The sequence below is a fragment of the Chlorogloeopsis sp. ULAP02 genome, from assembly GCF_038404745.2.
In the GTDB taxonomy this organism is placed as follows: domain Bacteria; phylum Cyanobacteriota; class Cyanobacteriia; order Cyanobacteriales; family Nostocaceae; genus Chlorogloeopsis.
Genome location: NZ_JAYKTT020000079.1, coordinates 23,141 through 48,791, shown reverse-complemented (window position 1 = coordinate 48,791; position 25,651 = coordinate 23,141). Strand labels below are relative to the sequence as shown.

Annotated in this window: 20 protein-coding genes, 2 tRNA genes and 1 pseudogene; 9 read left to right on the top strand and 14 right to left on the bottom strand. The window is 41.8% G+C overall.

Going from position 1 to position 25,651, the window contains the following annotated elements; all coding sequences use genetic code 11:
* Window positions 1-61 precede the first annotated feature (61 nt).
* From U2718_RS28275 to U2718_RS28265, 3 genes are all read left to right on the top strand, one after another.
* Window positions 62-1,885, top strand: coding sequence for an ABC transporter ATP-binding protein (locus U2718_RS28275; RefSeq protein ID WP_341993537.1), 1,824 nt, complete (start codon window positions 62-64; stop codon window positions 1,883-1,885).
* A 187-nt stretch (window positions 1,886-2,072) separates the two neighbouring features.
* Window positions 2,073-2,155, top strand: a tRNA-Tyr gene (locus U2718_RS28270).
* A gap of 73 nt (window positions 2,156-2,228) precedes the next feature.
* Window positions 2,229-2,300, top strand: a tRNA-Thr gene (locus U2718_RS28265).
* Between the two features lie 65 nt (window positions 2,301-2,365).
* On the opposite strand, the gene U2718_RS28260 is transcribed toward U2718_RS28265, so the two are convergent.
* On the bottom strand, window positions 2,366-3,298 hold the full coding sequence (locus U2718_RS28260; RefSeq protein WP_341993536.1) for a hypothetical protein: 933 nt from the start codon (window positions 3,296-3,298) through the stop codon (window positions 2,366-2,368).
* A gap of 769 nt (window positions 3,299-4,067) precedes the next feature.
* On the opposite strand from U2718_RS28260, the gene U2718_RS28255 reads away from it, so the two are divergent.
* Window positions 4,068-4,268, top strand: coding sequence for a DUF2281 domain-containing protein (locus tag U2718_RS28255; protein WP_341993535.1), 201 nt, complete (start codon window positions 4,068-4,070; stop codon window positions 4,266-4,268).
* A 9-nt stretch (window positions 4,269-4,277) separates the two neighbouring features.
* Here the strand turns inward: U2718_RS28255 and U2718_RS28250 are convergent, their stop codons facing one another.
* Window positions 4,278-4,532: a hypothetical protein gene (locus U2718_RS28250; protein WP_341993534.1), complete on the bottom strand. Its 255-nt coding sequence runs from the start codon at window positions 4,530-4,532 to the stop codon at window positions 4,278-4,280.
* Between the two features lie 18 nt (window positions 4,533-4,550).
* Window positions 4,551-5,003, bottom strand: a complete 453-nt coding sequence (locus U2718_RS28245) for a globin domain-containing protein (RefSeq protein ID WP_341993533.1) — start codon at window positions 5,001-5,003, stop codon at window positions 4,551-4,553.
* A gap of 241 nt (window positions 5,004-5,244) precedes the next feature.
* Between U2718_RS28245 and U2718_RS28240 the strand changes: the two genes are divergently transcribed.
* Entirely contained in the window at window positions 5,245-6,600 is a 1,356-nt protein-coding gene (locus tag U2718_RS28240; protein ID WP_341993532.1) for a class I SAM-dependent methyltransferase, read from the top strand.
* A gap of 376 nt (window positions 6,601-6,976) precedes the next feature.
* A complete protein-coding gene (locus U2718_RS28235) occupies window positions 6,977-7,843 on the top strand; it encodes an NAD(P)-dependent oxidoreductase (RefSeq protein WP_341993530.1) in 867 nt (288 codons plus the stop codon).
* Between the two features lie 656 nt (window positions 7,844-8,499).
* Here the strand turns inward: U2718_RS28235 and U2718_RS28230 are convergent.
* Together U2718_RS28230 and U2718_RS28225 are read right to left on the bottom strand one after the other, a co-directional pair.
* Window positions 8,500-8,808 carry a hypothetical protein gene (locus tag U2718_RS28230; protein WP_341993529.1) on the bottom strand — a complete coding sequence of 103 codons (309 nt, stop codon included), beginning with the start codon at window positions 8,806-8,808 and terminating at the stop codon, window positions 8,500-8,502.
* 644 nt (window positions 8,809-9,452) lie between these two features.
* Window positions 9,453-9,854 (bottom strand): hypothetical protein, encoded by a 402-nt coding sequence (locus tag U2718_RS28225; RefSeq protein ID WP_341993528.1) that lies wholly within the window; start codon window positions 9,852-9,854, stop codon window positions 9,453-9,455.
* A gap of 248 nt (window positions 9,855-10,102) precedes the next feature.
* Between U2718_RS28225 and U2718_RS28220 the strand changes: the two genes are divergently transcribed.
* Entirely contained in the window at window positions 10,103-10,771 is a 669-nt protein-coding gene (locus U2718_RS28220) for a hypothetical protein (protein ID WP_341993527.1), read from the top strand.
* A gap of 19 nt (window positions 10,772-10,790) precedes the next feature.
* Window positions 10,791-11,822, top strand: a pseudogene (locus U2718_RS28215) (AIPR family protein); the annotation flags it as partial.
* Between the two features lie 77 nt (window positions 11,823-11,899).
* Here the strand turns inward: U2718_RS28215 and U2718_RS28210 are convergent.
* The 3 genes from U2718_RS28210 to U2718_RS28200 all read right to left on the bottom strand — a co-directional run bounded on the left by U2718_RS28210 (window position 11,900) and on the right by U2718_RS28200 (window position 13,124).
* Window positions 11,900-12,070 carry a hypothetical protein gene (locus U2718_RS28210; protein WP_341993526.1) on the bottom strand — a complete coding sequence of 57 codons (171 nt, stop codon included), beginning with the start codon at window positions 12,068-12,070 and terminating at the stop codon, window positions 11,900-11,902.
* Complete coding sequence (locus U2718_RS28205) at window positions 12,061-12,885, bottom strand: M90 family metallopeptidase (protein WP_341993525.1); 825 nt, start codon at window positions 12,883-12,885, stop codon at window positions 12,061-12,063. Before U2718_RS28205 ends, U2718_RS28210 begins: the two co-directional genes overlap by 10 nt.
* Before the next feature lie 95 nt (window positions 12,886-12,980).
* Entirely contained in the window at window positions 12,981-13,124 is a 144-nt protein-coding gene (locus U2718_RS28200) for a hypothetical protein (protein ID WP_341993524.1), read from the bottom strand.
* Window positions 13,125-13,242: 118 nt separating this feature from the next.
* On the opposite strand from U2718_RS28200, the gene ilvA reads away from it, so the two are divergent.
* Window positions 13,243-14,754, top strand: coding sequence for a threonine ammonia-lyase, biosynthetic (gene ilvA / locus U2718_RS28195; protein WP_341993523.1), 1,512 nt, complete (start codon window positions 13,243-13,245; stop codon window positions 14,752-14,754).
* A 266-nt stretch (window positions 14,755-15,020) separates the two neighbouring features.
* On the opposite strand, the gene U2718_RS28190 is transcribed toward ilvA, so the two are convergent.
* The 6 genes from U2718_RS28190 to U2718_RS28165 all read right to left on the bottom strand — a co-directional run bounded on the left by U2718_RS28190 (window position 15,021) and on the right by U2718_RS28165 (window position 25,338).
* The gene (locus U2718_RS28190) at window positions 15,021-17,303 is read right to left on the bottom strand and encodes a family 1 glycosylhydrolase (RefSeq protein WP_341993522.1); all 2,283 of its coding nucleotides are present in this window, start codon (window positions 17,301-17,303) and stop codon (window positions 15,021-15,023) included.
* Window positions 17,304-17,447: 144 nt separating this feature from the next.
* Window positions 17,448-18,278: an N-acyl homoserine lactonase family protein gene (locus tag U2718_RS28185; RefSeq protein WP_341993521.1), complete on the bottom strand. Its 831-nt coding sequence runs from the start codon at window positions 18,276-18,278 to the stop codon at window positions 17,448-17,450.
* Window positions 18,279-18,500: 222 nt separating this feature from the next.
* A complete protein-coding gene (locus U2718_RS28180; protein ID WP_341993519.1) occupies window positions 18,501-19,868 on the bottom strand; it encodes a cytochrome P450 in 1,368 nt (455 codons plus the stop codon).
* 460 nt (window positions 19,869-20,328) lie between these two features.
* Entirely contained in the window at window positions 20,329-21,996 is a 1,668-nt protein-coding gene (locus tag U2718_RS28175; protein ID WP_341993518.1) for a hypothetical protein, read from the bottom strand.
* Window positions 21,997-22,033: 37 nt separating this feature from the next.
* Window positions 22,034-23,497: a hypothetical protein gene (locus tag U2718_RS28170; protein ID WP_341993517.1), complete on the bottom strand. Its 1,464-nt coding sequence runs from the start codon at window positions 23,495-23,497 to the stop codon at window positions 22,034-22,036.
* Between the two features lie 143 nt (window positions 23,498-23,640).
* Entirely contained in the window at window positions 23,641-25,338 is a 1,698-nt protein-coding gene (locus tag U2718_RS28165; protein ID WP_341993516.1) for an alpha/beta fold hydrolase, read from the bottom strand.
* Window positions 25,339-25,651 lie beyond the last annotated feature (313 nt).

The window sequence follows — 25,651 nt, the reverse complement described above, 5'->3', positions numbered from 1 at the left end:
AATATGATTGTAGTATAAAAATTCCAGAGTAACAGGCTCACACTCTTGGATAGTGTGCATCATGGCAAACTTTCGAGATATTCTCAATTATTTTCGTCCTTACTGGAAGCTGAGTATTTTTAGTATTGCAGCAACCAGTGCTTACGAGATTATCGATTTGGTTGTACCTTATGCGATCGGGCAAATTTTAAATATTTTGTCCAATCAACCGTTAGATAAACCACTTCAGGGAGCGATCGCCACAATTGCAGAAATTATTAATTACCCAGTGGGAAAATCTCTATCATTAGGTGTATTACTAGGTTTAATCTTCATTGTCACCGTCTTGAGAGCGCCGACACAGCCTTGGTTAACCAGTTGGTTTCACTGGGATATTGCCTTAAGAGCGCGTCGGGATCAGAATCAAAAAGCGATTGAGAAAGTTCTGACTTTACCACTAGAATTTTATGACGAAAATAACCCCGGACGTATCTCCGGACGAGTAGCTAGAGGTGTTGCTAATCACACGTGGACTTATCCCGAAATAGCCGGACAGATGATTCCGAAGCTTTTTCGAGTATTAGGTATTTTTGTATTTATTTGGTTTGTGGAGTGGCGAATAGCAATTTTATATCTAATTTCTTTTGTGGTTATCCTTGGCTTTACCCTGAAGAAATTAAAGCGGCTAATTTGGCATGATAACCGTCTAGATAAATACATGGAAAATACTGAAAGCCGCACTTCGGAAATTATCAGTAATATCAAAACAGTAAAAGCATTTGCAACAGAAGCCAAAGAACGACAACGGCAAAAACTACGTTTAGAACGCGAACTAACTGTAGTTGATAATCGCATCCACAGAGGTTATGTCAGACTACAAACTTGGCAGCGCACTATCATCCAGTTTTGCGTATTTATAATCTTGGGTTTGACGCTAGCAGCGACAGTAAACGGACAGATTACTCTCGGTCACTTTATCATGACCTTAACTCTTTCGAGTATGGCTTATGCAGAGTTAGAACCGATTAGTACCCTAGCAGAGATTTTTGCTCGTCGTTACACCTCTATGGTGCGATTTCATGAATTTCTCCAAGAACCATCGGGAGTTGATGCGGTTAGTCTTTTGGAAGCACGACACGAAACTGCTGAATCACCTTATAAATTCACCGGGAAAGTCGAATTCTCGCACGTTAGTTTTGGCTACGAACCTAGCCGCCGAGTTTTAGAAGATATCAACTTCTTGATTGAGCCGTACCAAACAGTTGCATTGGTAGGGCGATCGGGTTCGGGCAAATCAACATTAGTGAAGTTGCTGTTGCGGTATTTTGAACCAAATCAAGGTCAAATTTTGATTGATGGACAAGATATTCGCACCTTGGATGTAAGAAATTATCGACGTCGGCTAGCGATCGTTCACCAAGAGGTAGATGTTTTTAACGGTACTTTATTGGATAACTTAACTTATGGCAGAGCTGATGCCACTTTTGAGCAGGTAGAGGAAGCCTGTAGAATCGCCAGACTTGATGAAGTCATCCAGCACCTACCCCAAGGTTACTACACAGTGGTTGGAGAGAGGGGTGTAAGATTATCTGGTGGACAAAGACAGCGTTTGGGAATTGCCAGAGCATTGCTGGTAGAACCAGACGTACTCATCTTTGACGAAGCGACTTCCAGCCTCGACTACGAATCTGAGCGTTCCATTCAATTGGCAATGCGATCGCTCCAAGGAACTCGTACCACAATTATTATTGCCCACCGTCTGAGTACAGTCAGAGAGGCAGATCAAATTGTAGTTTTGGATCGAGGCAAGATTGTCGAAGTGGGTAGCCACCAAGAACTATTGCGTCATGGTGGAATATACCATCGCTTGCACGCACTCCAAGAAACTGGGGAATTGTTGAGTTAGAGAACGCGTATTATCATATCTGCTTAGAGACTTATCATTAAGGCAGACGCGGGGAATATGTTTGATAATTTCTCCGCGTCACCGCGTCTCAACCTCTGCGCGTCTCCTAATCCCTACTCCCCACTTTTTTGAAAAAATACTTGAGTTTCTAGAACATTGTGCTAAGATAATTAATCGTGGGTCTCACGGGTCGGTGTCCGAGTGGTTAATGGAGACGGACTGTAAATCCGTTGGCTAGCGCCTACGCTGGTTCGAATCCAGCCCGGCCCACCTCTAAAAAGTTAAAAATTAAAAATGTAAAATTAAAAATTGATTTTATATCTTTAATTTTTAGTTCAAACTTGCCCGTGTAGCTCAGTGGTAGAGCACACCCTTGGTAAGGGTGAGGTCACGAGTTCAATCCTCGTCACGGGCTTTTTAAAATACTCTTGTGTCAACAGTTCTAGCTAGTCGCATAAACAGGTGTTTACTCTATCAGTATCACTTTATATACTTAGCTTTGATTTTCTTACGTTTGTTCTTACCCATTTTTCTTACCTCTCCTACATCTTCATTAATTTCAAAACTCCGATAATAAGCTAAGAAGTTTATAACCTCTAGATTACACTTAGCTAAATGAATCTTAATTTGTTTATCTAAATTTGGATCGCGATTTTTGAAATTATCGTAATATTCCCAATCAAATATTCTTATATTTTGATTAGCGTAAGTCTCATAATGTATACCAGTTATATGTGCAAGAGTTCCGTGGGATTTAATACCTGAAGGTAAAAACTCGTTAAGTCTGATATTACCTTCACTAGTTATTCTTAATTGCAGTCCATATTTGTATTTATCTAGTTGAAAAATCTTACTTAACAACCTAGTATCTATTAATTTTTGAACTGATGTACTAAGTGTTACACCTGTGCTAACTTTGGTTTTTGTATTGTGTGTTCCTGAGTATCCACCGTTTTTATGTTCTCTTGATTTACCAATGGATGCGTTATATGCTTGAGATTCTAAAACTGTCACTTGAGCATGATTTGAAAGTATTTTTTCACCTGTATCAATAATTTTGTGATTGAATTGTCTATCCTTTATTAATTCAAATGCTTCTAACCAAGGGTTAAACATAATAATTTTTACTGTATATTGGCATATTTTATTTATATATTTTATTGTAAATTCTTGTTTAAATAGCTTGTGTCGCTCATGTTCATACAACTTGTAAATACTGTAATGCAATACATACTCCAACAAATGCAAACTAGACTTTACACATAGGTAATCAATCGCTTCTAAAGCAATGCGCTGTTGCAGTAAATTTTTATTATCATTGATTTGTATTAGAGGAACACAATAAATTTCCTTTATTCCTTTTTGATGATTTAGAAAATATTGTGTACAATTTTTGGTAATATTATTGATCACTTGGATATTTTGAATTTGTACTAAATTAATCCAGTTTTCAAAATTTACGTCATCAATAATTTTTTGGTTTTCAATATAAATCAGACTTATGAAGTACTGTTGAAATATTGCTGCTCTTTGACCTCTATCTTCAATAGAACTATTTATTTGTGTATTCTTAGAATAAGATGATACTCTCAGTTCGCATTCTTCTACTTGTTTAGGATCTGTACCTGGAAAGTGAGCAAAACGAGGTTTTCTAATGCCACCTTTTTTGAAAAAAACTTCTTAACCACAAAAACAGCAACATAACAATAATTTTTTTGAGGAAGAAAAATTGCATTCATCTGGATAAACGATTTCGCCACCTAACTTCATTGACTTTGCGTAATCCATAACTAACTTATATAGTTACTTACTGATGTTATTTATCCCATAATGGTTGCTGTAATATCAGTATTAAGTGAAACTTAGCAGAAACGAACCATTCAACCGCCTTATCGCTGGTGAGATTGGGCAGAAGACTGAAAATTTTATGGGCGATCGCCTGAAAAGTTTCATCAACAATGATGAGGCAAGCGCGAGATTGCTAAGGATGAGAAAGCAAAAGGTAATGCTATTTACCAGGCAATTTATAATCTTGACTGCAAAAACCCGAATAGTCAGGAGGATTTTGAGCATTTACCGCCTGAACAGTTAATGGCTGATATCTTAGAAAAAGATAGGCGAGTAGCTGAAATCATGGCAGAGATTAAAGCCCTTTTGGAAAGTTAAATTAGGAGGAAGTTAGATGAATATTGAGCAAGCAGTGTTAGAAAGATTACGCCAGTTACCTATTGACAAACAGCAGCAACTATTAGATTTTGCAGAATTTTTATCTCAAAAAACGACTCCTAAGACTCCTTTACAAACTGTTAAAGGATTATGTGCTGATTTAAAAGTTGATATTACTGAAGAAAATATTGCTCAAGCGCGTCAAGAAATGTTGTGATTTGCGAATTCAAGCTTTAACTACTATTAAAACTATTTGGTGAAAAAGTTGGGCTAAACACAATATTATTATTGGGGTGAGACAAGCCGACTCAGCATCACAAGCTGCACATAATCGAATAGGCTCCATTCTCATCCCCACCCCAGCAGGTGATAACATCTGCATTAACCTATCGGCATCAACTCCGATTACAGTAGCCAAAGCCTTCAATTGCTGGCGAGATGCTGGGCAATGAGCAAAGCCCGTCATAGGCGATCGCGCCATCAAGTCACCAAGTTTTGCTTATGGGGCAATAACGCTCTTTTGTTCTTGATAAATATCGTGTTCTCTGGCAATAAATATATCAGACAAAGCTTGATAAGCTTCTGTCCAAGCTGCCATCACTTCGTCGGTAATTGCTTCACCTAATATATCCTGCATCGCTTGCAATAAACTTGAGCCGACAATCGAATATTCCTCTGGTAAAACATGAGTTTGCACATGGCGATTGGCAATCCTTTCAACCATTGGTTTTAACGCAGATAAATCGTCAATTTTACTAGCATAATTATATATTGCAGATGCTAACCTTGCAGGTTGAGAACCATCAGCTTGAGCCGACATATCAAATTTTTCTTTTACCTCTGGATGGTTAGAAAACATAATTTCATACATCTTGTTAGTAATTTGTAAACCATTCTGTTTTAATATTGGTGCTGTAGATTTGACTATATCTATAGATTTTTGACTCAGCATATCTCACTCCTTAGTAAACTTCTAATTTAGGAATTAAGCTAAAAAATAGGAGTAATTAGAGCTTGAAAATTACTCCAATTCATTTGATTTATCCCTATCTTAGAGAGCATCGCCAATTGCTTCTATGAGATAGCTCATACTACAAATGATTTACTTAATGAGTGCATCAGTTGTAACTGCTTGGCACGGTTTTACTAAAGCACGCTGCAAGCTATTTATAAAATGTGTAAATTATAAAATTATGGACTCTAATCTAGAACTGTGTGCAGTTATAGCCGATCGCATTGCTACCAATCCCCACAAGCGAATAACTTTCGCCGAGTACATGGATTTGGTGCTATACCACCCAGAATACGGTTATTATTCCACTCAGGCAGTGAATATTGGCAAGCAGGGTGATTTTTTTACTTCTGTTCACCTTGGCTCAGACTTTGGCGAATTGCTGGCTGAACAATTTGCTCAGATGTGGGAAATTCTGGGGCAACCTGTACCATTTTCTCTGGTTGAAATGGGTGCAGGGCAGGGGCATTTAGCATTAGATATTTTAAAGTATGTACAGCAGCGCTATCCAGATTTTTTTGCAGCGCTGGAGTACATAATTGTGGAAAAGTCACCAGCTTTAAGGCAAGTACAACAGGAACGCTTGCAAGAATTTAAATTACGCTGGTGTAGTTTAGAAGACATACCAAATAGCTCAATTACAGGTTGCTTTTTTTCAAACGAGTTGGTGGATGCTTTGCCAGTGCATCAGTTTATTTTAGAACCAGGGCAACTGCGAGAAATTTATGTCACGACAGAAGAAGGCAGAGGGCAGGAGGCAGTAGACACGAAGTGGCTACTTGCAGAAGTCGCTGCGCGCCTACCGAAGGTAGGCAGAAGGAATATTCTTGATTCTGAATTCTCCCACTCCCCCACTCCCCCACTCCCCCACTCCCCCACTCCCCCACTCCCCCACTCTCCGACTCCCCCCCTCTCCGATTCATCCCCTTCACCATTCGTGGAAGTTACGGGTGAACTTTCTACACCAAAATTGGCTGAATATTTTGATTTGGTTGGCATTCAGTTTACAGAAAATGTTTATCCAGAAGGCTACCGCAGTGAGGTAAATTTAGCGGCTTTGAATTTGTTAGGTGTAGTAGCAGACCGTTTGCAGCGGGGGTATGTGTTAACTGTAGATTATGGCTATCCTGCTAGTAGCTACTACAATCCCAGGCGATCGCAAGGCACATTACAATGCTACTGGCATCATCAACGCCATCACAATCCCTATATCAATGTTGGACGACAAGATATCACGGCTCATGTTGACTTTACTGCTTTGGAAAGATGGGGTGAGGGCTGCGGATTAAATAAAGTTAGTTTTACGCGACAAGAACTATTTTTGATGATGCTGGGTTTGGGCGATCGCATTGCCTCACTCTCTCACAAAGAAAAGTCCATCTCCCAAATGTTACGTCGTCGCGATGCCTTACACCAGCTTGTAGATCCCTTGGGGCTAGGCGGGTTTGGTGTTTTACTCCAAAGTAAAGGACTCAGGCAAACAGAAAGTTCCCAACCACTAAAGGGATTTACTATGCTAGAACAAGAGTCTATTTGATAAGTTAAAACTCTATTAAAGTAGTTGAGTAATAGTTAATTTAGCATCACACTAATGAAAGTGAAAAAGGAGACAATTAAAAGGTAAGAATTATGACTACTCATGACTTGTTAACGCTAATTGTGCTACTGATACCCGGTATTTTACTTTCCGTGATGATTATGGTTACTTTTGCCGCAGGAGGATAATTAGGGACTAGGGGCTAGGGACTAGGATAAATCAATTCAAAATTAAAAATGCAGAATACCTGCGGAAGCCGCTACGCGTCTACAAAATATTTACTTTTTAATTTACTAGCTTCTAGCCTCTAATCTCTAGCCTCTAAATATAATTTTTTAGAACGAAAAGCGATCGCTCAACCAAAGGAATGTAGAAGATGAAGGTAGCATTTCTGGGGACTGGATTAATGGGACTGCCGATGGCGCAGAAGTTGTTAGAAGCAAATGTGGAACTAATTGCCTACAACCGCACCCCAGAAAAGTTGGAACCCTTAAAAGCAGCTGGTGCAGAAGTTGTCACAAAGCCCTATCAAGCAATTCGTGCTGCTGATTGTGTAATTCTGATGCTTACTAACGCCGCAGCTATTTATAGTGTGTTGCTTTCAGATCGGTCTTCGCAAGCTGTGGCGGGGCGCAGTATCATTCAAATGGGAACTATTACTCCCACAGAAAGTAGAGAAATTAGAGATGCAGTAGTTGCCGCAGGTGGAGAGTATATAGAAGCGCCTGTTCTTGGTAGCATCCCAGAAGCAAAAGCTGGTAATTTAATTGTCATGGTAGGCGCACGTCAAGAACAATATCAGCGCTACTTAGAGCTATTTAAATATTTTGGCCCAGAACCTTTACTTGTAGGGCCTGTGGGAACTGCGGCAGCACTTAAACTGGGGTTAAATCAACTAATTGCTTCCCAGACAGCAGCTTTTGCCCTCAGCCTTAGTTTTGTTCAGCGTTATGGCATTGATGTGGATGCTTTGATGTACGTTCTGCGTCAGAGCGCTCTTTATGCACCCACTTTTGATAAAAAATTGGCAAGAATGCTAGATGGCAATTATGCCAATCCCAATTTTCCGACAAAACACTTGATGAAAGATATTGATTTCTTTATCGATGAAGCAAAAACAGTTGGTTTAAATGTCAGCAGTATAGAAGGTGTGCGCAAAGTTTTAGATATGGCAATGAAAATGTCATTTGCTCACGAAGATTATTCATCTATATTTACTGCCATTAAATCAGGGGAAAATTAAGAATATATATTATTAATAAAATTTTGGCTCAGTAGCAACGCGATCGCGCTTTTGTTTATGACTACAGTACTTCCTCCGTCACTCACTCTTAGCGATCGCCTGCCCATGCCAAAATTTTTAACACTAGATTTGACAGTAGAGCAGGTTTTTGGGTGGCTGAAAGTTAGTCAATGAAAATTATTGAACTATTTCAAGCTGGAGAATTATCAGGCGATCACATACCTGAAGTCGGTTTTCCTATACAGAAGAAGAAATATTCCTGCGATCACACATCCTCATATGTGCGTTGATTCTGCGACTTGCGCCCAGAGACAGCAAGCTCATTTTTTCCGTTTTACAACTTTCAGTGATTAGGGTTTGGGTGAAGTATTCAGTACATACATATGGTGAAACTTGACGCAACAAAAGTTCGCGTTACCGCCAGTATATTGGGTTCTTATCTTTTTATCAACATTACATTATAATTTGCTATTTGAGCTTATGTATTTACTTCATCTCTCCACTACAAGATTGATATAAAACTACTATCATTTTTTCCTGATTCAGATTTTTGCTATGTAGTTTAATTGTCATGTATTTATAGAATATAAATTTATAATTTTACGGACTGGCCTACCGTGATTATATTTTGAGTGTAGTGATCGATATAATGGCTGTCAAAGATTTTTCTTTATATCGCTATACTTAGGTAATATTAAGCCAATAAATAAACAAACGAAGGATATAGAAGCCAATATAAATAGCCATGTAGTCCAAAGTGAGACTTTCTGTTGAAGTCCTTTTTGAATGAATCCTCCTCCTAGTGAACATCCTAGAGGATCTCCTAAGAGCGCTGCAATTGGACAGAGTAGTCTTAAATCTGCAATTTGTTTGGCTTCAGATACAGCGTGTTGGTACGGAAGAAAGTAAATAGCTAATAACGCTACTCCAGAAAAAACGCTTAGAGTAAAAAGTATTTTCTTCATGGTGCTTTGGTCGTATTGATGATGTAAATAATGAAAATTTTAAGACCATTATAAAATGCAATAGGGTAGCAAAATTACTCATTTTACATATTAATGTTTAAACGTAATCATTCTTAAAAAACAGTTGTCATTTTTAATAATTATCTCTCTCCTCTTAAAAAACAGAATGCTTTCTTTACATCTATTGGCAATGCAAGCATATGTCTTTATATCTGTATTGATTTGGTCACTTATGCTTGTAGGGTATTGGATCAAATTTTTCAGTTTTACTAACTTTAGATTATAAGTTGGTATTTAAGTTCTAACTGTATTAATTAGTAAATAGGTACTAATTTACGTCTGCTTGTAACCTTCTTGTGTTTGGTTAAAACAGAGAATTAAAAGGTTAAACTTATATAAGATAAGCTTTTTCAGCCTTTATTTTCGTTTTTTGGGGTTCTCGACTCAATGCCCAAAATGGTAAGAGTGGTGAATATCTGTTGATATATTCTCTTAAAACCAGCAACAATATTATCTTAGTTACTATTCACTCCAAATCTGAGCAAGAAAATATTGCAGCAAAAGAAATTCAACAAATATTGGCTGAGTTTGAGCAGAAATAAACAAAAAACAAGCGGATTATGATTGATAATAATCATCGTCAGCTATGTTTGAACAAATCTGCGATCGCTGTGTTTATTCATGCTTGCGATCGCCTGCTGCAACAAGATTGCTGTTCTAGCTGTGGCAGCTTTCAATTCAACCTCAACAAGACTATCTAGCTCTATTTGCTGTTCGGGCGGGAGTGTTTGTCCTTGATCGCGGGCAGAACGCCAGAGATTCATTAACTCAGATAAACGCTTTTGCTGCTCGACACTAAAAAACCAGTCAGGGCAAAAGTTTTGGATCACTAGTAATGCATTGAATTCGTCACCTTCTAACTGAGCCGTCAAAGCATCCAATGCTTCACCTGCGGTTCTGCCAGTTGATTGCTTATCTCCTGCGATCGCTCGATAAATTCTCTCACCATTTGCATCAGATATTGGCAAGATAGAAACTGTCGTCATGTTCTTCTCTGAGAGCCTCTTGCTTATTAATTATAGTTGGGTTAACTTCAGACAGGGGTGTACAGGTTAACGCTTGCACAGACGCGCAACGGCTTGTCCTCAGATATCGCTTTTATCCAAAATTATACATAAATGCGATCGCATAATTCATTCCATATAGCTAGTGCAGCAAGCTCTAATTGGAGCTACTCTACCAATTAAGTTTAAGAGCTAACTATCATGAATACAAGACTTTCTGAACGAACATTATGATCTATTTAAATGCCTTTAAAGCAAATACATCTCTTATTCAAAATTTTGGTGAAGGAAATGCGTACTTAGCATGGGCAATGGCTCTTTACTTAGATTGCCCAGACATGGAGCAGTTAGCTATTAATTCTCTTACAGACGATAGTAATGATAAGAAAATAGATTTTATACACCTTGATTGGGACATGAAGAGAATTGTATTTGCTCAAGGTTACTACACTTCTAAAAAAGTTGATAGTGCTCCTGCAAACAAAGCATCTGACCTAAACACTGCATCTGCTTGGCTCTTGACAGGAGATTTAAATGAAGTTCCAGAAAAACTGAGAGCCATTATAGTCGATTGCCGAAAGGCTTTAGAGAATGGGGATATAGAGCAGATTGACTTGCTCTATGTTCATAATCTCCCAGAATCTGTAAATGTATCTAAGGAACTAAATACTGCTGCTGCTTATCTTGAAAAAAGTTTATTAAGAGATTTAAATGTTAAAGTTTTCTTTCGTGAGTTGGGAACTGAAACACTTGATAGACTTTATTCTGCACAAGAATCATCCATTGCTGTAAAGGAAACTATTATATGTCCTGCTAAAGTTGAGTTTACTGAAGAAGGACCATCTTGGAAATCCGCTATACTCTCTGTTCCTGGGATGTGGTTGAGAGAAATATGGTGATGACCTTTTTTCTGCAAACTATAGAGGTTTTTTAGGAATAACTAAACGTCGGAAAATTAATACGGGTATTCGTCAATCCGCAGAAAGCGATCCAAATAATTTTTGGGTATACAATAATGGAATCACTATTCTGACCCTAAGTTTTGATGAAGGTAAGTCAATCAACACGGCTCTTCAAGGAATTTCTATTATTAATGGTGCTCAAACTACTGGTTCTATTGGTTCGGTAGATATAACTAAGAATGACTTGAAAGGAGTAAAAGTTTTATGTCGTGTTATTCAATGTTCTGACGCAAATACTATTAATCAAATAGTTAAATATAACAACACGCAAAATGAAATCACAACCTGGGATCAGTATAGCAATAGCTCTGAACAAAAACGTATTGCTGAGGAATTTAAAAATTTAGGTTATGACTATTCATTGAAGCGGGGATTTAGCTCATCATCAGTTGGATTAGGTATTGAACAAGTTATTCAACCTCTGCTTGCATTTTCTGGTGAATTCCAGAGTGCTAGTAGAGGGAAAAATTCGTTATTTGAGCGTCGTAGCTCTTACGAACAAGCCTTTAAAGATAAAAAAGCTAGACATATCCTTTTCGTACACACACTATCAAAGTCCATAGATGCTCGAAAGCTAGAACTTAAGACAAAGTATAATAGCAATAGACTACTTAGCTTAGAAGAGAAGCAAATTTCTCTGTTCAGAAATCTTCGCTTCAAAAACTTTTTGATAGCTGTTATTGGAAGATGTCTGGAATCAATTCTTGATGAAAGAACTGATTTGGCACAAGTTGCGTTTACTCCTAGCACAGCCAATGCTAAAAATAGATCTATAAATGACTTAATAGCCTTGTGGTTACCAGTAGTGACTACTGTTTTAGCATATGTAGCAAATTCTATTGACAAGGACTTATCTGAGCTTCTATCTGAAGATAATGTTCTTGACAATATTGCTAAAAGCGTTAGCACTGCCATCTATACAAATCACGTTACCAACCCTAATCCTGTGTTGACATCATTCAAAAATTTTGTTTCGCCTAGAGGCTAGGCATAAGCTCAACATACTTTCCTAGTAACTTTAGGTTGGATTAACGCAGTAAAATTAATATCTTTTATTACTTCAACTTAACCTGCTGTTACCAACGCACAAGCTGTGGTTACGACACGAGTTGTTGTAGTTAGATCTCGATAAGCTGTGGTTACGACACGAGTTGTTGTAGTTAGATCGCGGTGTACCCAGCCTAACGCACCTTCAAAGTAGCAAAGCGATCGCATTGAACTAATATTCAAACCCATTGCACAGGATCTACTTTATAGTAGCGTTGCAGTAACTTATAAAGTGCCGGATGCAGATTTAGTAATTGCTGTGGTTTCTCAAAAAAAGTCTCAGTTGCTACGGCAAAAAATTCTGCGGGATTAGTTGCACCATAACTATCCATTACAGTCTTTACACCTTGTTGAACATCATGACAAAGTAATTGATATTCTTCTGCCATCACTTCTGCCCACGTGGGATAGTCTGATTTTCTTGGCAAAATCGGAACCCCCTCTGCTTTCCCATCCTCTTGATCCAACTGATGGGCAAATTCATGCAAAACAACGTTATGCCCATCACTCCAGTTACCAATGTCTTGTTGCACCTGTTCCCAAGACAACACTACTTGATCACGACTCCACGATTCTCCCAATCTTGCCACGCGCCTTTCTTCGACAACATAATCTCCGCTCGCAACAGTTTCAGTAACCACATAAGTACTGGGATAAATTAAAATCGAACGAAGTTTAGAAAAATATTCTCCTCGTTCATTCAAAAGAAGCAAACAAGCAACAGCAGCGATAGTCAACTTCATTTCTTCTGTCACTTGCAATCCTTGACAGCCAATGAATTGTTTTTCTGTTAAGAAAACTTGAATACGTCCATGCAACTGTCTGCGTTCAGTGGCAGAAAGACGGAGGTAAATAGGAAGATTATTCTCAATAATTGCATGCCAAAGTGGCGGGAAAGGACGGCGCTGAAGACGGTTGCGTCGCTGTTTATTTAAGACGGGATAGATTAAAATTCCTGTGATAATTAGCCCAATAATCAGAAAAAAAATCATTATTTGAAGCATTGTGTTTTAGCGCTTGCCGCTGCTGATCCACTGATAGAGCCTTTTTAATCGCCTGATCTTGGTAATAAGCGATCGCTTTGTTGTCTTTCTTTAGCTTACTCAAGCTGTACTAGTTCAGCAGCAAGTACATAGCGATCGCCTTCAAGCAACTTGCTGAAAATAATCCAGATGCACAGTTGCGGTTGTAGGAATGGAGGTGCGAGGAGAAGATAAGTTTCTGCTCCGTGCCAAAACAGCACCTACAGCAGATGAGTCGGAAATAACTTAGTAAAGTAAGAATAGTTCGTTTCCACAAAACAGGTACACAACTGGCGTAAAATTGTACTTTATCCGGCATCTGCTATCCTTTTTACACCCATGCTCTGCGATTATTTGGTACAAATTCTGACTGCCCGCGTGTATGATGTTGCCCAGGAAACACCACTAGAAGTTGCTCCAAACCTCTCAGCACGACTCAATAATAAGCTTCTGCTCAAGCGTGAGGATATGCAGTCAGTATTTTCCTTTAAGCTGCGGGGTGCTTATAACAAAATGGTGAACCTGCCACCAGACTTGTTAGCACAAGGTGTGATTGCTGCCTCGGCTGGCAACCATGCTCAGGGAGTGGCTCTTGGTGCGCGTCGCCTGGGAACGCGGGCAATTATTGTGATGCCAGTAACTACGCCCCAAGTGAAGGTAGATGCAGTCAAAGCACGTGGAGGCGAGGTGGTGTTGCATGGGGATACTTACGACGATGCCTATGCCTACGCCCGGAAATTGGAAGTGGAAAAGGGCTTGACGTTTATTCACCCTTTTGACGATCCATATGTAATTGCCGGGCAGGGAACAATTGGGATGGAAATTCTGCGGCAATACCAAAAACCCATCCATGCAATTTTTGTGGCGATTGGGGGTGGCGGATTAATTTCTGGGATTGCGGCATACGTGAAACGATTGCGCCCAGAAATTAAGATTATTGGGGTTGAGCCAGTGGATGCTGATGCCATGCATCAATCCCTCAAAGCCGGAAAACGAGTACGCTTGTCTCAGGTGGGTTTATTTGCCGATGGTGTGGCAGTGCGAGAGGTAGGTGAAGAAACCTTTCATCTGTGTCAGCAATATGTGGATGACATTATTCTGGTTGACACAGATGACACTTGTGCGGCAATTAAAGACGTCTTCGAGGATACGCGATCAATTGTAGAGCCGGCGGGGGCATTGGCGATCGCTGGTGCAAAAGCCTACGTGGAACGAGAACAAATCGAGGGGCAAACTTTAGTTGCAATTGCTTGCGGTGCCAATATGAACTTTGATCGCTTGCGTTTTGTCGCAGAACGAGCAGAGTTGGGCGAACGCCGCGAAGCCATCTTTGCAGTCACAATTCCGGAAGAGGCGGGTAGTCTGCGTAAGTTTTGTCAATGCATGGGCAGGCGCAATCTGACTGAGTTTAACTATCGCATTGCCGATGAACAAGAGGCACATATTTTTGTAGGCGTGCAAATTGAAAAGCGTGCTGATAGGGCAAAGATGGTTGCAAATTTTGAAGAGTGCGGTTTCAAAACTATCGATTTAACCGATGACGAACTCACAAAACTGCACCTGCGGCACATGGTAGGTGGACGTTCTCCCCTTGCTCACAATGAATTACTTTATCGTTTCGAGTTTCCCGAACGCCCCGGTGCATTAATGAAGTTTGTGGATTCCATGAGTCCTAACTGGAATATTAGTATGTTCCACTACCGCAACAACGGCGCAGATTACGGGCGAATTGTTGTCGGTATTCAAGTTCCTCCCCATGAGATGGAAGAGTGGCAAGCATTTCTCGATACCCTGGGCTATCGCTATTGGGATGAGAATAAGAATCCGGCATATAAGCTGTTTTTGGCGTAGGGTGATGCTGCTAAGTAAGTCAACATAAATAAACTAAAAAACTAAAAACATAGATCCCCGACTTTTTAGAAAAGTCGGGGATCTTACAAAGCACATTTTAAGTTTGATTTGGTTGTTTTACTTATTAAGTCAAACAATTACAATTTAGCACTGGGGATTAAGAGTAGCACTCCCCAGAGGTTAAGAAAATTAGTGAGCAAGTCGTGCTACCGCTCAAGCTCTTCAAGTTTTTGTTCTAATTCTCTAGCATTTTGTCCCCACATCTTTTACACACCCCGCTTTTGAATAATCTCCTTGTATGCGATCGCTGCGGCAGTGGGCAACCGTTTTAATTCTGGATCGTTATCAAGTTCTATATGATACAATCCAAAATTACTTGCCGGGCCGAATTTCAGTCCCCACTCTCGGTTAGAGGTGGCACTCCAGCAGATATAACCTGCTACTTTCACGCCATCGTTATAAGCCCGTTGCACTTCCGCGAAGTGCTGGCGGATATACTCTTCTCGCTTCACACCATCTGCGATTTCAACGCAACCATTCTCAACAATCAAAATTTCTTTACCGGGGAACAGGTTGGCGTGGAACTTGAGCATATCATAAAGCACGCCAGACCAGACAGGTGCATTGTTGAAACGTCCGAAGGCTGCATCCATTAACTGCTTAACGCGATTAATTCGCAAATTACTAATACCCCAGTAATAATCAAAACCGACAAAATCCTGCTGATCGACACAATCTTTCGGACAGAGAAATTCCGGTAATTTCCCTGCCATGCCCAGGTGCCACCAGTTACTAGTTAGGGAGGTTGACAGGATGCTAAAAATCTTTTGCAAGGGATCGAAGATACTGACAATAGAGCGTAGCAACGGTAGGCGTTCCGCAGTCTTGACGGGGCGAAACTGAATTTTATTGCGATCGCCAAAAATTTCCTCTGCCACTGCCCGCGCTAAATCAATTTCTAAACCACTAAACTCACCCGTCTTCGGATCGCGGTAGCCAAATCCAGGGACGTTGTCTTTCACAGCAACAATTAAATAACCCCTGTCTTGAATGCGACGCAACGGCGTTCCCGGCTTGGCAAGAAGAGGAGTGAGGGAGGGGGAGAGGGGGAGAGGGGGAGAGTAGGGGAAGAATTCTTCTCGTCCCTTTGTCTCCTTGTCCCCTTGTCTCCTTGTCCCCGTGTCATTTATTTTATCTCTGCCGCTGATATCACCAAGAGTAGAACGTCGTCCCATCCGAGGTATTTCTGGTATAGGTTCATCAGGGAAATAACGAGCAAAACTTTCTGCCCAAGCTCCAGATTCTTTGAAGCGCCGCACTGCTACATCTACAGCATTAAGCAAGAAGCGATCGCCTTTGACTACAGCTGCGGCGTAGGGTTCTTCTGTCAAGCGATGGTTTACAAATCGATACTGTTTCGGATGCAGTTGCATTATTCCTAATAAAATTGTGTCATCAGCCAAGATGGCAGCGATTTGGTCGTAATCTAGCGCTCTGAGGGCTTCTTCATAATCTGCTAGTACTACCACATCTGTATGAGGAAGAAGTGCGTAGATATTTGTTTCAGCAGTACTGCCTTGTATAACTGCCACTTTTTTACCAGCCACATCGCTGAGTTCTTGAATCTGGCTTTGGGACTTCACTAGTAAGGTTTCGCCTGCCAGATAGTACACTTCGGAAAACGCCACTTGTTCTCCTCGCTCTGGGGTGACAGTTAAAGTAGCAATAACTACGTCTACTTCACCTTTCTCCAGTAACGCTCGTTCTGTGAAACGCTTGCCCTGATTAATTAAATCTTCTTTACTGCGAAGCCGAGTTACGTTGGAATCCACTATTTTTTGCAACCACAGAGGTAAACCCAACAACATCGGATTTGCTCCGACTTGGGCGTCTGGGTTGAATTGCTTAATGATCGCTCTAGCTCTAGTGTGGGCTATAAATAAATTGCGCATCAAATCGCCCACTGCTGCCATCTGCTGTGACATAGAAGCACCGCGAGGTAAACCGGGAGGCATGAAATAAGCCCTTTCCCACCAAGGTTTGACGTAGCCGTAAATGAGTTGACTCGGTTCGTTAAAGGTAATCCAGTAGCGGACTAAATCGCCCAGACGTTTAGCTGCTTCTGTGGCGTAGCTGGCAAAAATAGCCGGAAACTCCTCAGCAGTTAAACCGCCTCGCCCTTCTACGTGTAATGGATGGGTAAAGTGGTGCAAAGTGACAATTGGTTCCATCCCGTAGGAACGGATAGTTTGAATGACTTGGCGGTAGTGCTCGAAGGCTGCATCGTCAAACTTACCTGGCTCAGGTTCCACCCGCGACCAAGCGATCGAAAAGCGAAATGCTTTGCAACCAAGAGATTTAGCGAGGCCAATATCTTCAGCATAGCGGTTCCAAAAATCAGTTGCTTGACCGCGTGGTGTGAGAGCGCGACGACGTTCCCAAACATCGCGAATATCTTCAAAACGAGAATCGTAAGCTTCGCATTGGTGATCGGCAGAAGCAACACCAAACAGAAATGATTCTGGTAGGGGTGAGTAGCGATCGCTCATTGAAATAACTCCTTTTAGATCTAAATTTGCAAATGTATAAACAGTTAAACTAGACACTCATGTCATAAATCACACCACGAGGAAATGAAAATCTCTTTTCTCTAGCCCCTAGTCCCTAGCCCCTAGCCCCTATTTTCAAGCTAGTTAAACTGACACTATGCTTCGCTCTGCTAATCTTTGAGCAGCATCGGGGTCGTGACTGGGAAGATAGACTGTAGGAAATTCTTGGACGTATTGCAAAATTCGCTGCAAAGTTTGGCGAGAAGAATTTTCATCTTGGGCAACACCATCAACAATCTGCTCTAACATCAACTGTTGCGAGTAAGAGGCATCACCAGCAAAAAATAGCGATCGCCCATCAATTTGAACCAGTACTGATAGATGCCCCGCTGTATGGCCATGTGTAGGAATTAAGCAGACATCCCCAGCCTTTGTGAGTGTGAAACTTTCTGGAAAAGGGCCAATTGGCTTGGGTTCAAAGTCTATCAGGCGAGGAGCTAGCCACTTAGGCCATTGATGGTTCAAATAGCCTTTTAGCTGTCCGCTCCAACCACCGCTCACCTCGTACTCCCGACGAGAGACTATAATTTCTGCATTAGGAAAATACTCTAAACCACCGATATGATCTGTGTGCAGATGAGTGAGAATCACCCAACGAACATCTTCCGGTTCTATACCCAAGGCTTGCAACCTATTACCAACTTCATCTTCGGGTTGCAAACATGGTTTAATACTCCACTGAAAATAGGGATTCCACCAAGGAAAATAGCCTGGTTCTAAAGTGCGCGCAGTTTCACCTGTATCGATTAATATAATTCCTTCTGGATGTTCGATCGCCCAACTGTAAATGGGTAAAGGCTCAGTCCAATTGCGATCGAGAATGGTGTTGACAAGGCGCATGGCTCCATGGCCTTTGCTGTAGCACTGACAGGTTTTAATCGCAACAAGCCCACTCTTAACAGGATGAATTCGCATTTTTTAACCTTGATTTATGTTTTTACTTTCAGCGATCGCAAGCTATCAAAACTTACGCACGAGTCACGAAGAGCACGGACGAGTAAGAGTTATACTAATTCTCCAAAAGGCGGTTACAGATAGGAATGCGGGACGCAAAGACAAAAAGACGCGGAGATTGATATGTAGCAAAATTTTAGAGAATTGGTATTAGAGATGTATTTTGTGTAAGTTCTGGTTATTTCAGAGCGAATCAATGCCAAACCGCACCTTTAAACCATCACGGGGAGTTGGAAACAAATCGCGGTTAAATTCCAGATTTTGCGGCAACAGTTCCCAGGTATATCGACGTAGCAAATGCACCGCCATTACCTTGAGCAGTACTGTAATCATGTCTTCACCAGGGCAACGATGGCCGTCTTTCGCGCCGCCTCCTTGGGGTACATAGCTGTTTGGTGGCAAAGTCGCAAATTGTTCTGGAGCAAAGCGGCAGGGTTTAAAACTTTCTGGTTCGGAAAATACCTGTGGCATATGCATGGTAGTATGGATGCCTGCTACAGCACCCCATCCTTTAGGAATGCGGAAGTCTTTATACTCGCAGTCTGTCTTTACCTTGGCGAAAAAAGTAGCAGCGTTAATCGGATAAAAACGGCGAATCTCTTTAGTGATTTGCTCCAGATATACCAGTTTTTGCAACTTTTCCATATTCAACGCACCATCGGCAGCGTATTGATTGACTTCTTGCCTAGCGCGTGCCATTATCTCCGGATGTTGGGCTAAGGTTAGGGACAGAAGAGTTAGCGCCACATAAAAACCGGAGTAAGCTGCAAAAAATAGGTGCAATACTTCGCGGCGCAACTGGTCTTCGGTTAGGGTGGAACCATCATCACCACGGGCTGTTAATAGCACTCCTAAAATATCTTGTTGAGGTTGCTCTTGGTGTTGAGCGATCGCGCGATCGAGATAATTGAGCAACCAGTCGCGGCTTTTGAGTGCCTTTGCGTAGCCATTAAAACCCAGATTAATCGGAACTGCGGAAAAACCTTTGATAAAAGTGTCCATGATTTTTCCTACAGCTTCACTTGCTGAACCAGGCATTCCCCCTACAAACAAAGCATTGCTCAAAGAAGCACACATTTTGCGGTATTCAGTTAACCAAGTAAAACTGCCCAGCTTTTCCCAACGCTCTAGATAGTACGCAGCATTCTGTTCCATAACTGGAATATATTTATCGAAAGCCTGTGGTGTAAAAGCTTGGAGAATTAACCTTTTCCGGCGGCGATGTTCATCTCCATCCAACAAAGGCAGAGCATCCCAGTCTAATAGTTCTCGAACTGGTTGCGGGTTGCCATCCTCACGGGTAAAGTATTCCTGATTCAGAAAGAAAGTAAAAGCCTCCGGGCCGATAAAGACGATGACTGGTTTACCAAACAGGTGAGTTTTAAAGACTGGGCCGTATTTTTTTAATCGCTGGCGGTAAAAGCTATGGATATCCCAAGCTAAAGCAATAGTTTCTCCTATCAAGGGCAAACCGAAAGAACCAGGCGGTAAGGGCTTATTCTTGATATTTGATTCAGTATCTTTACGTTGGAATTTTTTTTGAATTTGCATAAATTTTGTGTGAGTTATGTTGTTAATAAATTATTAAAACTTCAACAAGTAATACCAATTCTTCTTGAAGATGTACTTAATTTAAAAAAACCACAAAGAACACAAAGAACACAAAGAAAGAAATTGATTCTTGCACTCCTACTAATAGCCTGGAGACAAAATCTCGAAACTTTTGTTACCAGGTTGAACCTGGTAACGAGAAAAAATCAAGTTCTCGGTTAATTACAACCACCAATGGAGACCGATAAAATCTGTGTACATCTGTGTCTATCTGTGGTCGATTTATTTGAAGATATAAGGGGTGCAAGAGGTTGAAACATAAACGCTTTACCAATGAACGCCAGTTGACGCCACTTGCTTTATGCCGGGGAACCCGTCCACCGCAGTGGCTCCCAATGACAAAGGACATATGACGACCTTAACTAGTTCACGAGAAAAAATCAGGATCTCGGTTTATTTACTAAAGAGTCTTGAGATACTCCAATAAATCTTCCAAAGCAGCTTTATCCCAACCCGCGCCTTGATAAGGCCAAGGATAATCGTGTCCTTTATTAGAGTTACCTAAAGCATGGGTATCTAATTTATAGTAGGTTTTTTCGTTTGGCTCTGTTGGTGAAGCCAATCCTACATCAATTGGATCGTAAAGATTATCTCCGCGATAAAAAATCTCACGCCTTGGTTTGAGATTAATTAACTCTGCTAATGTCAGGACACTACCATTATGCAAGTAGGGAGCGCGGGCAAAAACAGATTCTAGGGGAGCATTAATAAAACCTTTGGTATCTCCCATTGGCCCCGGTCTGAGGTTTTCCCGCTTTGGCTTTAAGGGATGATCTTCAGGAAAGTAAGTCTCCACAGCATCGGGCAGTTCTTGATAGTAACGATAGTTGAGTCTTTCGGAGTCGGTTTGAATTTCTGCGATCGGTGTAATTAAACCTTGAACTTCTCCTTTGATCCAACTGTCATCTTTTGAGTTGCGATACCCGTGACAGGTGCTGCAATTTTGCATATATACAGCACGACCGCGTTCTACTTTCTGCGGATCTAGTTTTATATCTTTAAAGACCTCTGTATATTTTGGCCCCTTTAAATCTAACGTGTACTCAATAGCTTGGACAGCATTATGAGAAATTTCCGGCACCAGTAAGTTATTTGGATTGGCTCCGGCTGCGATCGCAGCGAGAACGCTACGGCTGAGACGGTCTCGAACGCTACCATCATACTGCACCCATTCGCGATTTTTTTGTTCGTATAAGGAAGGAAGTTTGGAAAAAGACCGATCCGATGCCCCTGGTCGATCCATGACAAAGCGCACTAATTCTCTAAAAGGTTGAGTGCGACCGGGGCCGTTAGGTTCTAGGTGAGGGTTTCTCAGGTCTTTGCCAGTATAAGGATTGTCCCACTTAGGCAGTGAAGCCGCTACTTCCCGCCTTGCTGTTGATAACCAAAAGGCGATCGTGGCTTTTTCTAAAATCCCTAATTGTTTGTCGTACTTGGATTCATACGCCTGGGCAATATTTGTGAGGGTAAGACGTTTGTCATCAAGCAGGGATGATTTGACTGCATCAACCCAAGCAAATAAATCTAAAGATGTACTGCCCATGCCTGTGACTACAATCTCCTCATCTCCCTCAAACCTTCTAATGTGCGAGGAGTGACACAATACGCAACTAAAGCCTACGAATTTTGTGGGTGAAGGCGATCCCGATTGTGGTTGATAATTGGACGTATTAAAACCTACTGGTAGTCCTTCGTTCTCGTTGGGTTTTCCTCTAATAAATCCAAATTGTTGAATCCAATCTCCTGCTTCTTTACCTGCGGGCTGAAATTTATCGGGGAATAAATCTGGCAGGATTTGAAACACTGGCAAAGGCATTAACTCAGTACCGATACTGCCGTGCAGAAATGCCTCTTTGGGAGTTCTAAATTCTGGCTTTACCCAAGTTGATTGTAGGAAGAAAAAACCAGCGATCGCTACCAGCAAGATCGTAATCAGGGAAATAGCACCAATTTTAATGATTTTGAGCATATTGTTTTCTCGGCTATTGAAAATCCAGACGTTGCGGAATTGAGGTATGAAATTTAAAACTCTTACTCTCTGCGGCTCTGCGGCTTTGCGTGAGTTCATACTCTAAATCAGCAACGCCAAAATCAAAATCAAGCTGTTACTTTTTACCCCAAATTTGATCGTGCTGGGCTTGGCGGCGGAACAATTCTGGATCGTAGTATTGCTGGTAATATTCCATCTCCAGGTTCGAGAATTGCAGCCAGATGCCAGGAACGTAAAATGCGTCAATGTGTGCGGGGAAGCGACCGTAAGTTTCCCAGATATAATTGCAGATATCTTTGGTATACTGAATAGCTTCCTTAGAGTGGGGTTCGGCGTTGCGCAAGAAAGCTTCACCACTGCTGCGATTTTTGTAAGGGCGGGTAAATACGTCCTTATCTCCATAGGCTCCTTGGCTGCCGAATTTGTCTTCGATCACCCGATCCACTGCTTCATCCATTGATTTCACGTAAGGCGGGCATAGTCCTTCCAGCACTCCATCAATACCTACGGGGTTAGTTTGAGGAGTCGGTAGTGGTGCCCACCGTTTTTTAGCGGGAGTGGGTTTTTCCATGCGGAATCCTAAACCATACCAATCCTTGGCTGGATTGCGCTCCAGAATGTAAGGCTGGAAGACTGAACCGTGTATCCAGCTACCAAGTCCCATTGCCTGACTGATGAGCATTAAATTCTGCAAGATGAAAAAACACTCGTAATCAGTACGCATTGTTTGAGCAAGTCCCAAGGGAACAACGTTGTTAGGATTGACAAAGCCTCCTTGGGCGCGATCGATGCCGCCGATGGGTTGATAGGGAATCCAGGGAACCAACCCTAAATGCATACCAATCCATGCTTTCCAATCTGCCCAGCTTTTCGGTCGAAACTTTTGCCAGTCATCCACGAACAAGGGTTTTTGTCCTTCCGGTTCAGATAGCAGGATGAGCAGAACATTAATATACTGGCGGGTACAATCGACAACTGGGAAAAAGACAGTTGTCCCTGGCAGGTTAGAAATTTGCTTGTTCCAGCCAAGGTAATAAGGATAGATCCGGGGGAAATCTAGACGGCGATCGCTAATTCGATGCTTAACAGCTGCCGCAGTTTTGAGCCAGTGTTCCTCTGTCCAGTCTTCCCATTTGGGAGGCAAATCGCCAAGAGCGGCTAAAGCTTCGCGTCCCTTGAGTTTCTTGATCAGCCAGATGCCTTCGTCATTAATCATGAAAAAGGATGTGGCTTGGGAATTATCTGCACTACTACCCGAACGAGCAACAATATTCAAAAAAGGAGTTCCTAGTTCCTTGCCTCCTTCTGGTTTATAGAGCGGCCCGTCGTGAGTCGTGATTCCTGTCATCCCCGTGGCTACAATTAAAATCGCCTCTTCTAGAGGACTGAGGGGTTCGGGTTGATTCGGGCTAGTATAGCTGAGTTCTCCTGCCGATATGCAAGCACCACGAGCTACTCTGCGGGTGCGACGCTCTACAATTGCTTCCATTAATGGATAGCGAAATAGCTCCACCAAACCTGGATGTTTTGCGATCGTAGATGCTAGAGGTTCACTGATGAGTTGATTAGTTTCGCTCATATAGTAGGGTGGGCATTGCCCGTCAAAGTAAATATTTGAGATATCGGTGAGCAATGCCCACCTTACAAAAAACCGCTTTACAAACAACAGCCGAAGATAGACTTCAAGCTGTTGGGCGTTTGTTTCGGAACCAACAAGTAAAACTAGTTAAACTTTTCTAATTCCGCCAAAATGGTTGGAAAAACGTCTTTGGCTGCGTTTTTACCCATAAAACAGTCCATATGTGCATAATCGGGGATGACATGGCGCACGTACAAGTCTTTACTGTTTTTATCACACAATAGCTTATAAGTAATTTCCGAACCTTCAGGTAGGAAAAAGGCGTTATCTGCACCGTGAATAAATGCGATCGGAATTGCAAGCCGATCTAAATGAGGCAAGTAAATATCTTTACCATCTTTATCTACTATTTGCCCTCGACGCAAAATTAGAGAAATATGTCTGAAGAAAGTCATATTTGCCGGGCCGAATATCTCATGAATGGCGTCGTGAGTAGCTTCGTTGAGCTGATCTATTTTGTAAACTTCTCCGTACATGAACAGAATCCGACGGTCAACAGGATTGTTGTAAGGTTCTTTGGTGGGATAAAACCTCAAAACCATGTCATAAAGACGATCCTGCCAATCGGCATGGGTATCAAAGTCAGGATTAAGAGTTTCTACCCCCAACACTGTTAGAAACGATGCCAGACGTAAACCAGCTCTGATTTCGTTGAGGGTTGCAGCTCTGGGATGGGTGGTAAGTTGAGAGCAAACTGCGGAACGTACTCCTTCAAGACCTGCTAGCATAGCCATCAAGAAAGACATCGAACCAACACAGTGACCGACAACTTGGACTGTTTCTGCCCCAGTGAGAGTACGTACCTGTTCCACTGCTGCTGGCCAATCATAAAGGGCAATTTCATCAGTAGAGAACTGAGTAGTAGCAGATGGTAAATCGGCGCTAGCTCGATAATCGAACAACCAGACATCATAGCCTTGAGCGTACAATACTTCCGGTAGATTTGTCTCAACAGTATCGATGGAAAATGCCAAGGTAGAAGTGCCAAAGCCTGGTGCGAGCATAACTGGCCCTTTCGTTCCGCCTTGATAGCGAGTTAGTCGCAGTTGTACACCATCAGTTGTATTAAAGAAATGAACTTGGGGAGCCGACATCCGCAGGGGACGCTTTTGGCGGGGTGGTGCATCTGGATCGAATACTTTTGAGGGGGCAAATATTCCACCGTAAATGTTGAACAAGACTCCAGCAAAAAAGCTACCAAAGCGGGCGGTTTCTTCCAACTGTTGCTTGAGACTGGTGGTATTGGTAACTTGCAATGTAGACATCTGCCGCAGAAAATCTGCTGGCTGGATATTTAAAATTCCCCGCCCTAGCACTGGAGCGTTGAGATTGTCACCATCATGGACAGTAATATACAGAGTTGTTGTGTCTGCCCAGATATCAAAGCCCGGATCATTGTGTACAACTTTAAAACCATTTAAGTAATAAACTTTACCATCGCTGGCTGTCATTGTCATGCGATAGACCATGCGGCGCGTATTCACCCAGTCTGGATCGATAATAAATAAGTTAAATTCGCCATTGGTGACTTTTAGAGGTTCAGGCGATAGAACGGGCGCTGTGACACTGCCAACGATTTTGGCTTTGTGGCTTTCATCGGTGAGCATCACATCCAAATCCTCGGAGGTGACAGTAACGGTGAAGTCAAACGGGGAGTTATCTTGTTTACCTTGCTGGGCTGCACGTTGATAGTCGTCTTTAATTTGCGTTGAAAAGTAGCCGCGCATGGTTTCAGTGAACTGAATTCCCACTTTATTTTGTGTAGCTTGGGTTGTTGGCATTGAACACCTCGGTTAAGTAGTTGGGCAAAATTAAATTTATTCGTGGAGACAGGGAAAAGGGAACGGGGTTGGGGGAACAGGAACTAGGGCATGTTTTCAAACTAATCGTTATGCCATTTCAGGTTTTTAGATCCCCCTAAATCCCCCTTAAAAAGGGGAGGCAGTGCGGTGGACGGGTTCCCCGGCATAAAGCACCTGCCGTGGACTTTGATTCTATTTCCCCCTTTCCAAAGGGGGTTGGGGGGATCATTAGACTTTGAAAACACGCTTTAGGGACTAATGACTCTTGACTAATGACCAATGACTAATGACT

Excerpts from the sequence above, each read along its gene's own strand:
- U2718_RS28165 (WP_341993516.1), bottom strand. The coding sequence starts at position 25,338 with ATGCCAACAACCCAAGCTACACAAAATAAAGTGGGAATTCAGTTCACT.
- U2718_RS28245 (WP_341993533.1), bottom strand. The coding sequence starts at position 5,003 with ATGCTGAGTCAAAAATCTATAGATATAGTCAAATCTACAGCACCAATA.
- U2718_RS28230 (WP_341993529.1), bottom strand. The coding sequence starts at position 8,808 with ATGAAGAAAATACTTTTTACTCTAAGCGTTTTTTCTGGAGTAGCGTTA.
- U2718_RS28220 (WP_341993527.1), top strand. The coding sequence starts at position 10,103 with ATGATCTATTTAAATGCCTTTAAAGCAAATACATCTCTTATTCAAAAT.
- U2718_RS28185 (WP_341993521.1), bottom strand. The coding sequence starts at position 18,278 with ATGCGAATTCATCCTGTTAAGAGTGGGCTTGTTGCGATTAAAACCTGT.
- U2718_RS28235 (WP_341993530.1), top strand. The coding sequence starts at position 6,977 with ATGAAGGTAGCATTTCTGGGGACTGGATTAATGGGACTGCCGATGGCG.
- U2718_RS28225 (WP_341993528.1), bottom strand. The coding sequence starts at position 9,854 with ATGACGACAGTTTCTATCTTGCCAATATCTGATGCAAATGGTGAGAGA.
- U2718_RS28190 (WP_341993522.1), bottom strand. The coding sequence starts at position 17,303 with ATGAGCGATCGCTACTCACCCCTACCAGAATCATTTCTGTTTGGTGTT.
- U2718_RS28255 (WP_341993535.1), top strand. The coding sequence starts at position 4,068 with ATGAATATTGAGCAAGCAGTGTTAGAAAGATTACGCCAGTTACCTATT.
- U2718_RS28240 (WP_341993532.1), top strand. The coding sequence starts at position 5,245 with ATGGACTCTAATCTAGAACTGTGTGCAGTTATAGCCGATCGCATTGCT.
- U2718_RS28250 (WP_341993534.1), bottom strand. The coding sequence starts at position 4,532 with ATGGCGCGATCGCCTATGACGGGCTTTGCTCATTGCCCAGCATCTCGC.
- U2718_RS28275 (WP_341993537.1), top strand. The coding sequence starts at position 62 with ATGGCAAACTTTCGAGATATTCTCAATTATTTTCGTCCTTACTGGAAG.
- ilvA (WP_341993523.1), top strand. The coding sequence starts at position 13,243 with ATGCTCTGCGATTATTTGGTACAAATTCTGACTGCCCGCGTGTATGAT.
- U2718_RS28205 (WP_341993525.1), bottom strand. The coding sequence starts at position 12,885 with ATGCTTCAAATAATGATTTTTTTTCTGATTATTGGGCTAATTATCACA.
- U2718_RS28175 (WP_341993518.1), bottom strand. The coding sequence starts at position 21,996 with ATGAACTCACGCAAAGCCGCAGAGCCGCAGAGAGTAAGAGTTTTAAAT.
- U2718_RS28210 (WP_341993526.1), bottom strand. The coding sequence starts at position 12,070 with ATGGGTTTGAATATTAGTTCAATGCGATCGCTTTGCTACTTTGAAGGT.
- U2718_RS28170 (WP_341993517.1), bottom strand. The coding sequence starts at position 23,497 with ATGAGCGAAACTAATCAACTCATCAGTGAACCTCTAGCATCTACGATC.
- U2718_RS28180 (WP_341993519.1), bottom strand. The coding sequence starts at position 19,868 with ATGCAAATTCAAAAAAAATTCCAACGTAAAGATACTGAATCAAATATC.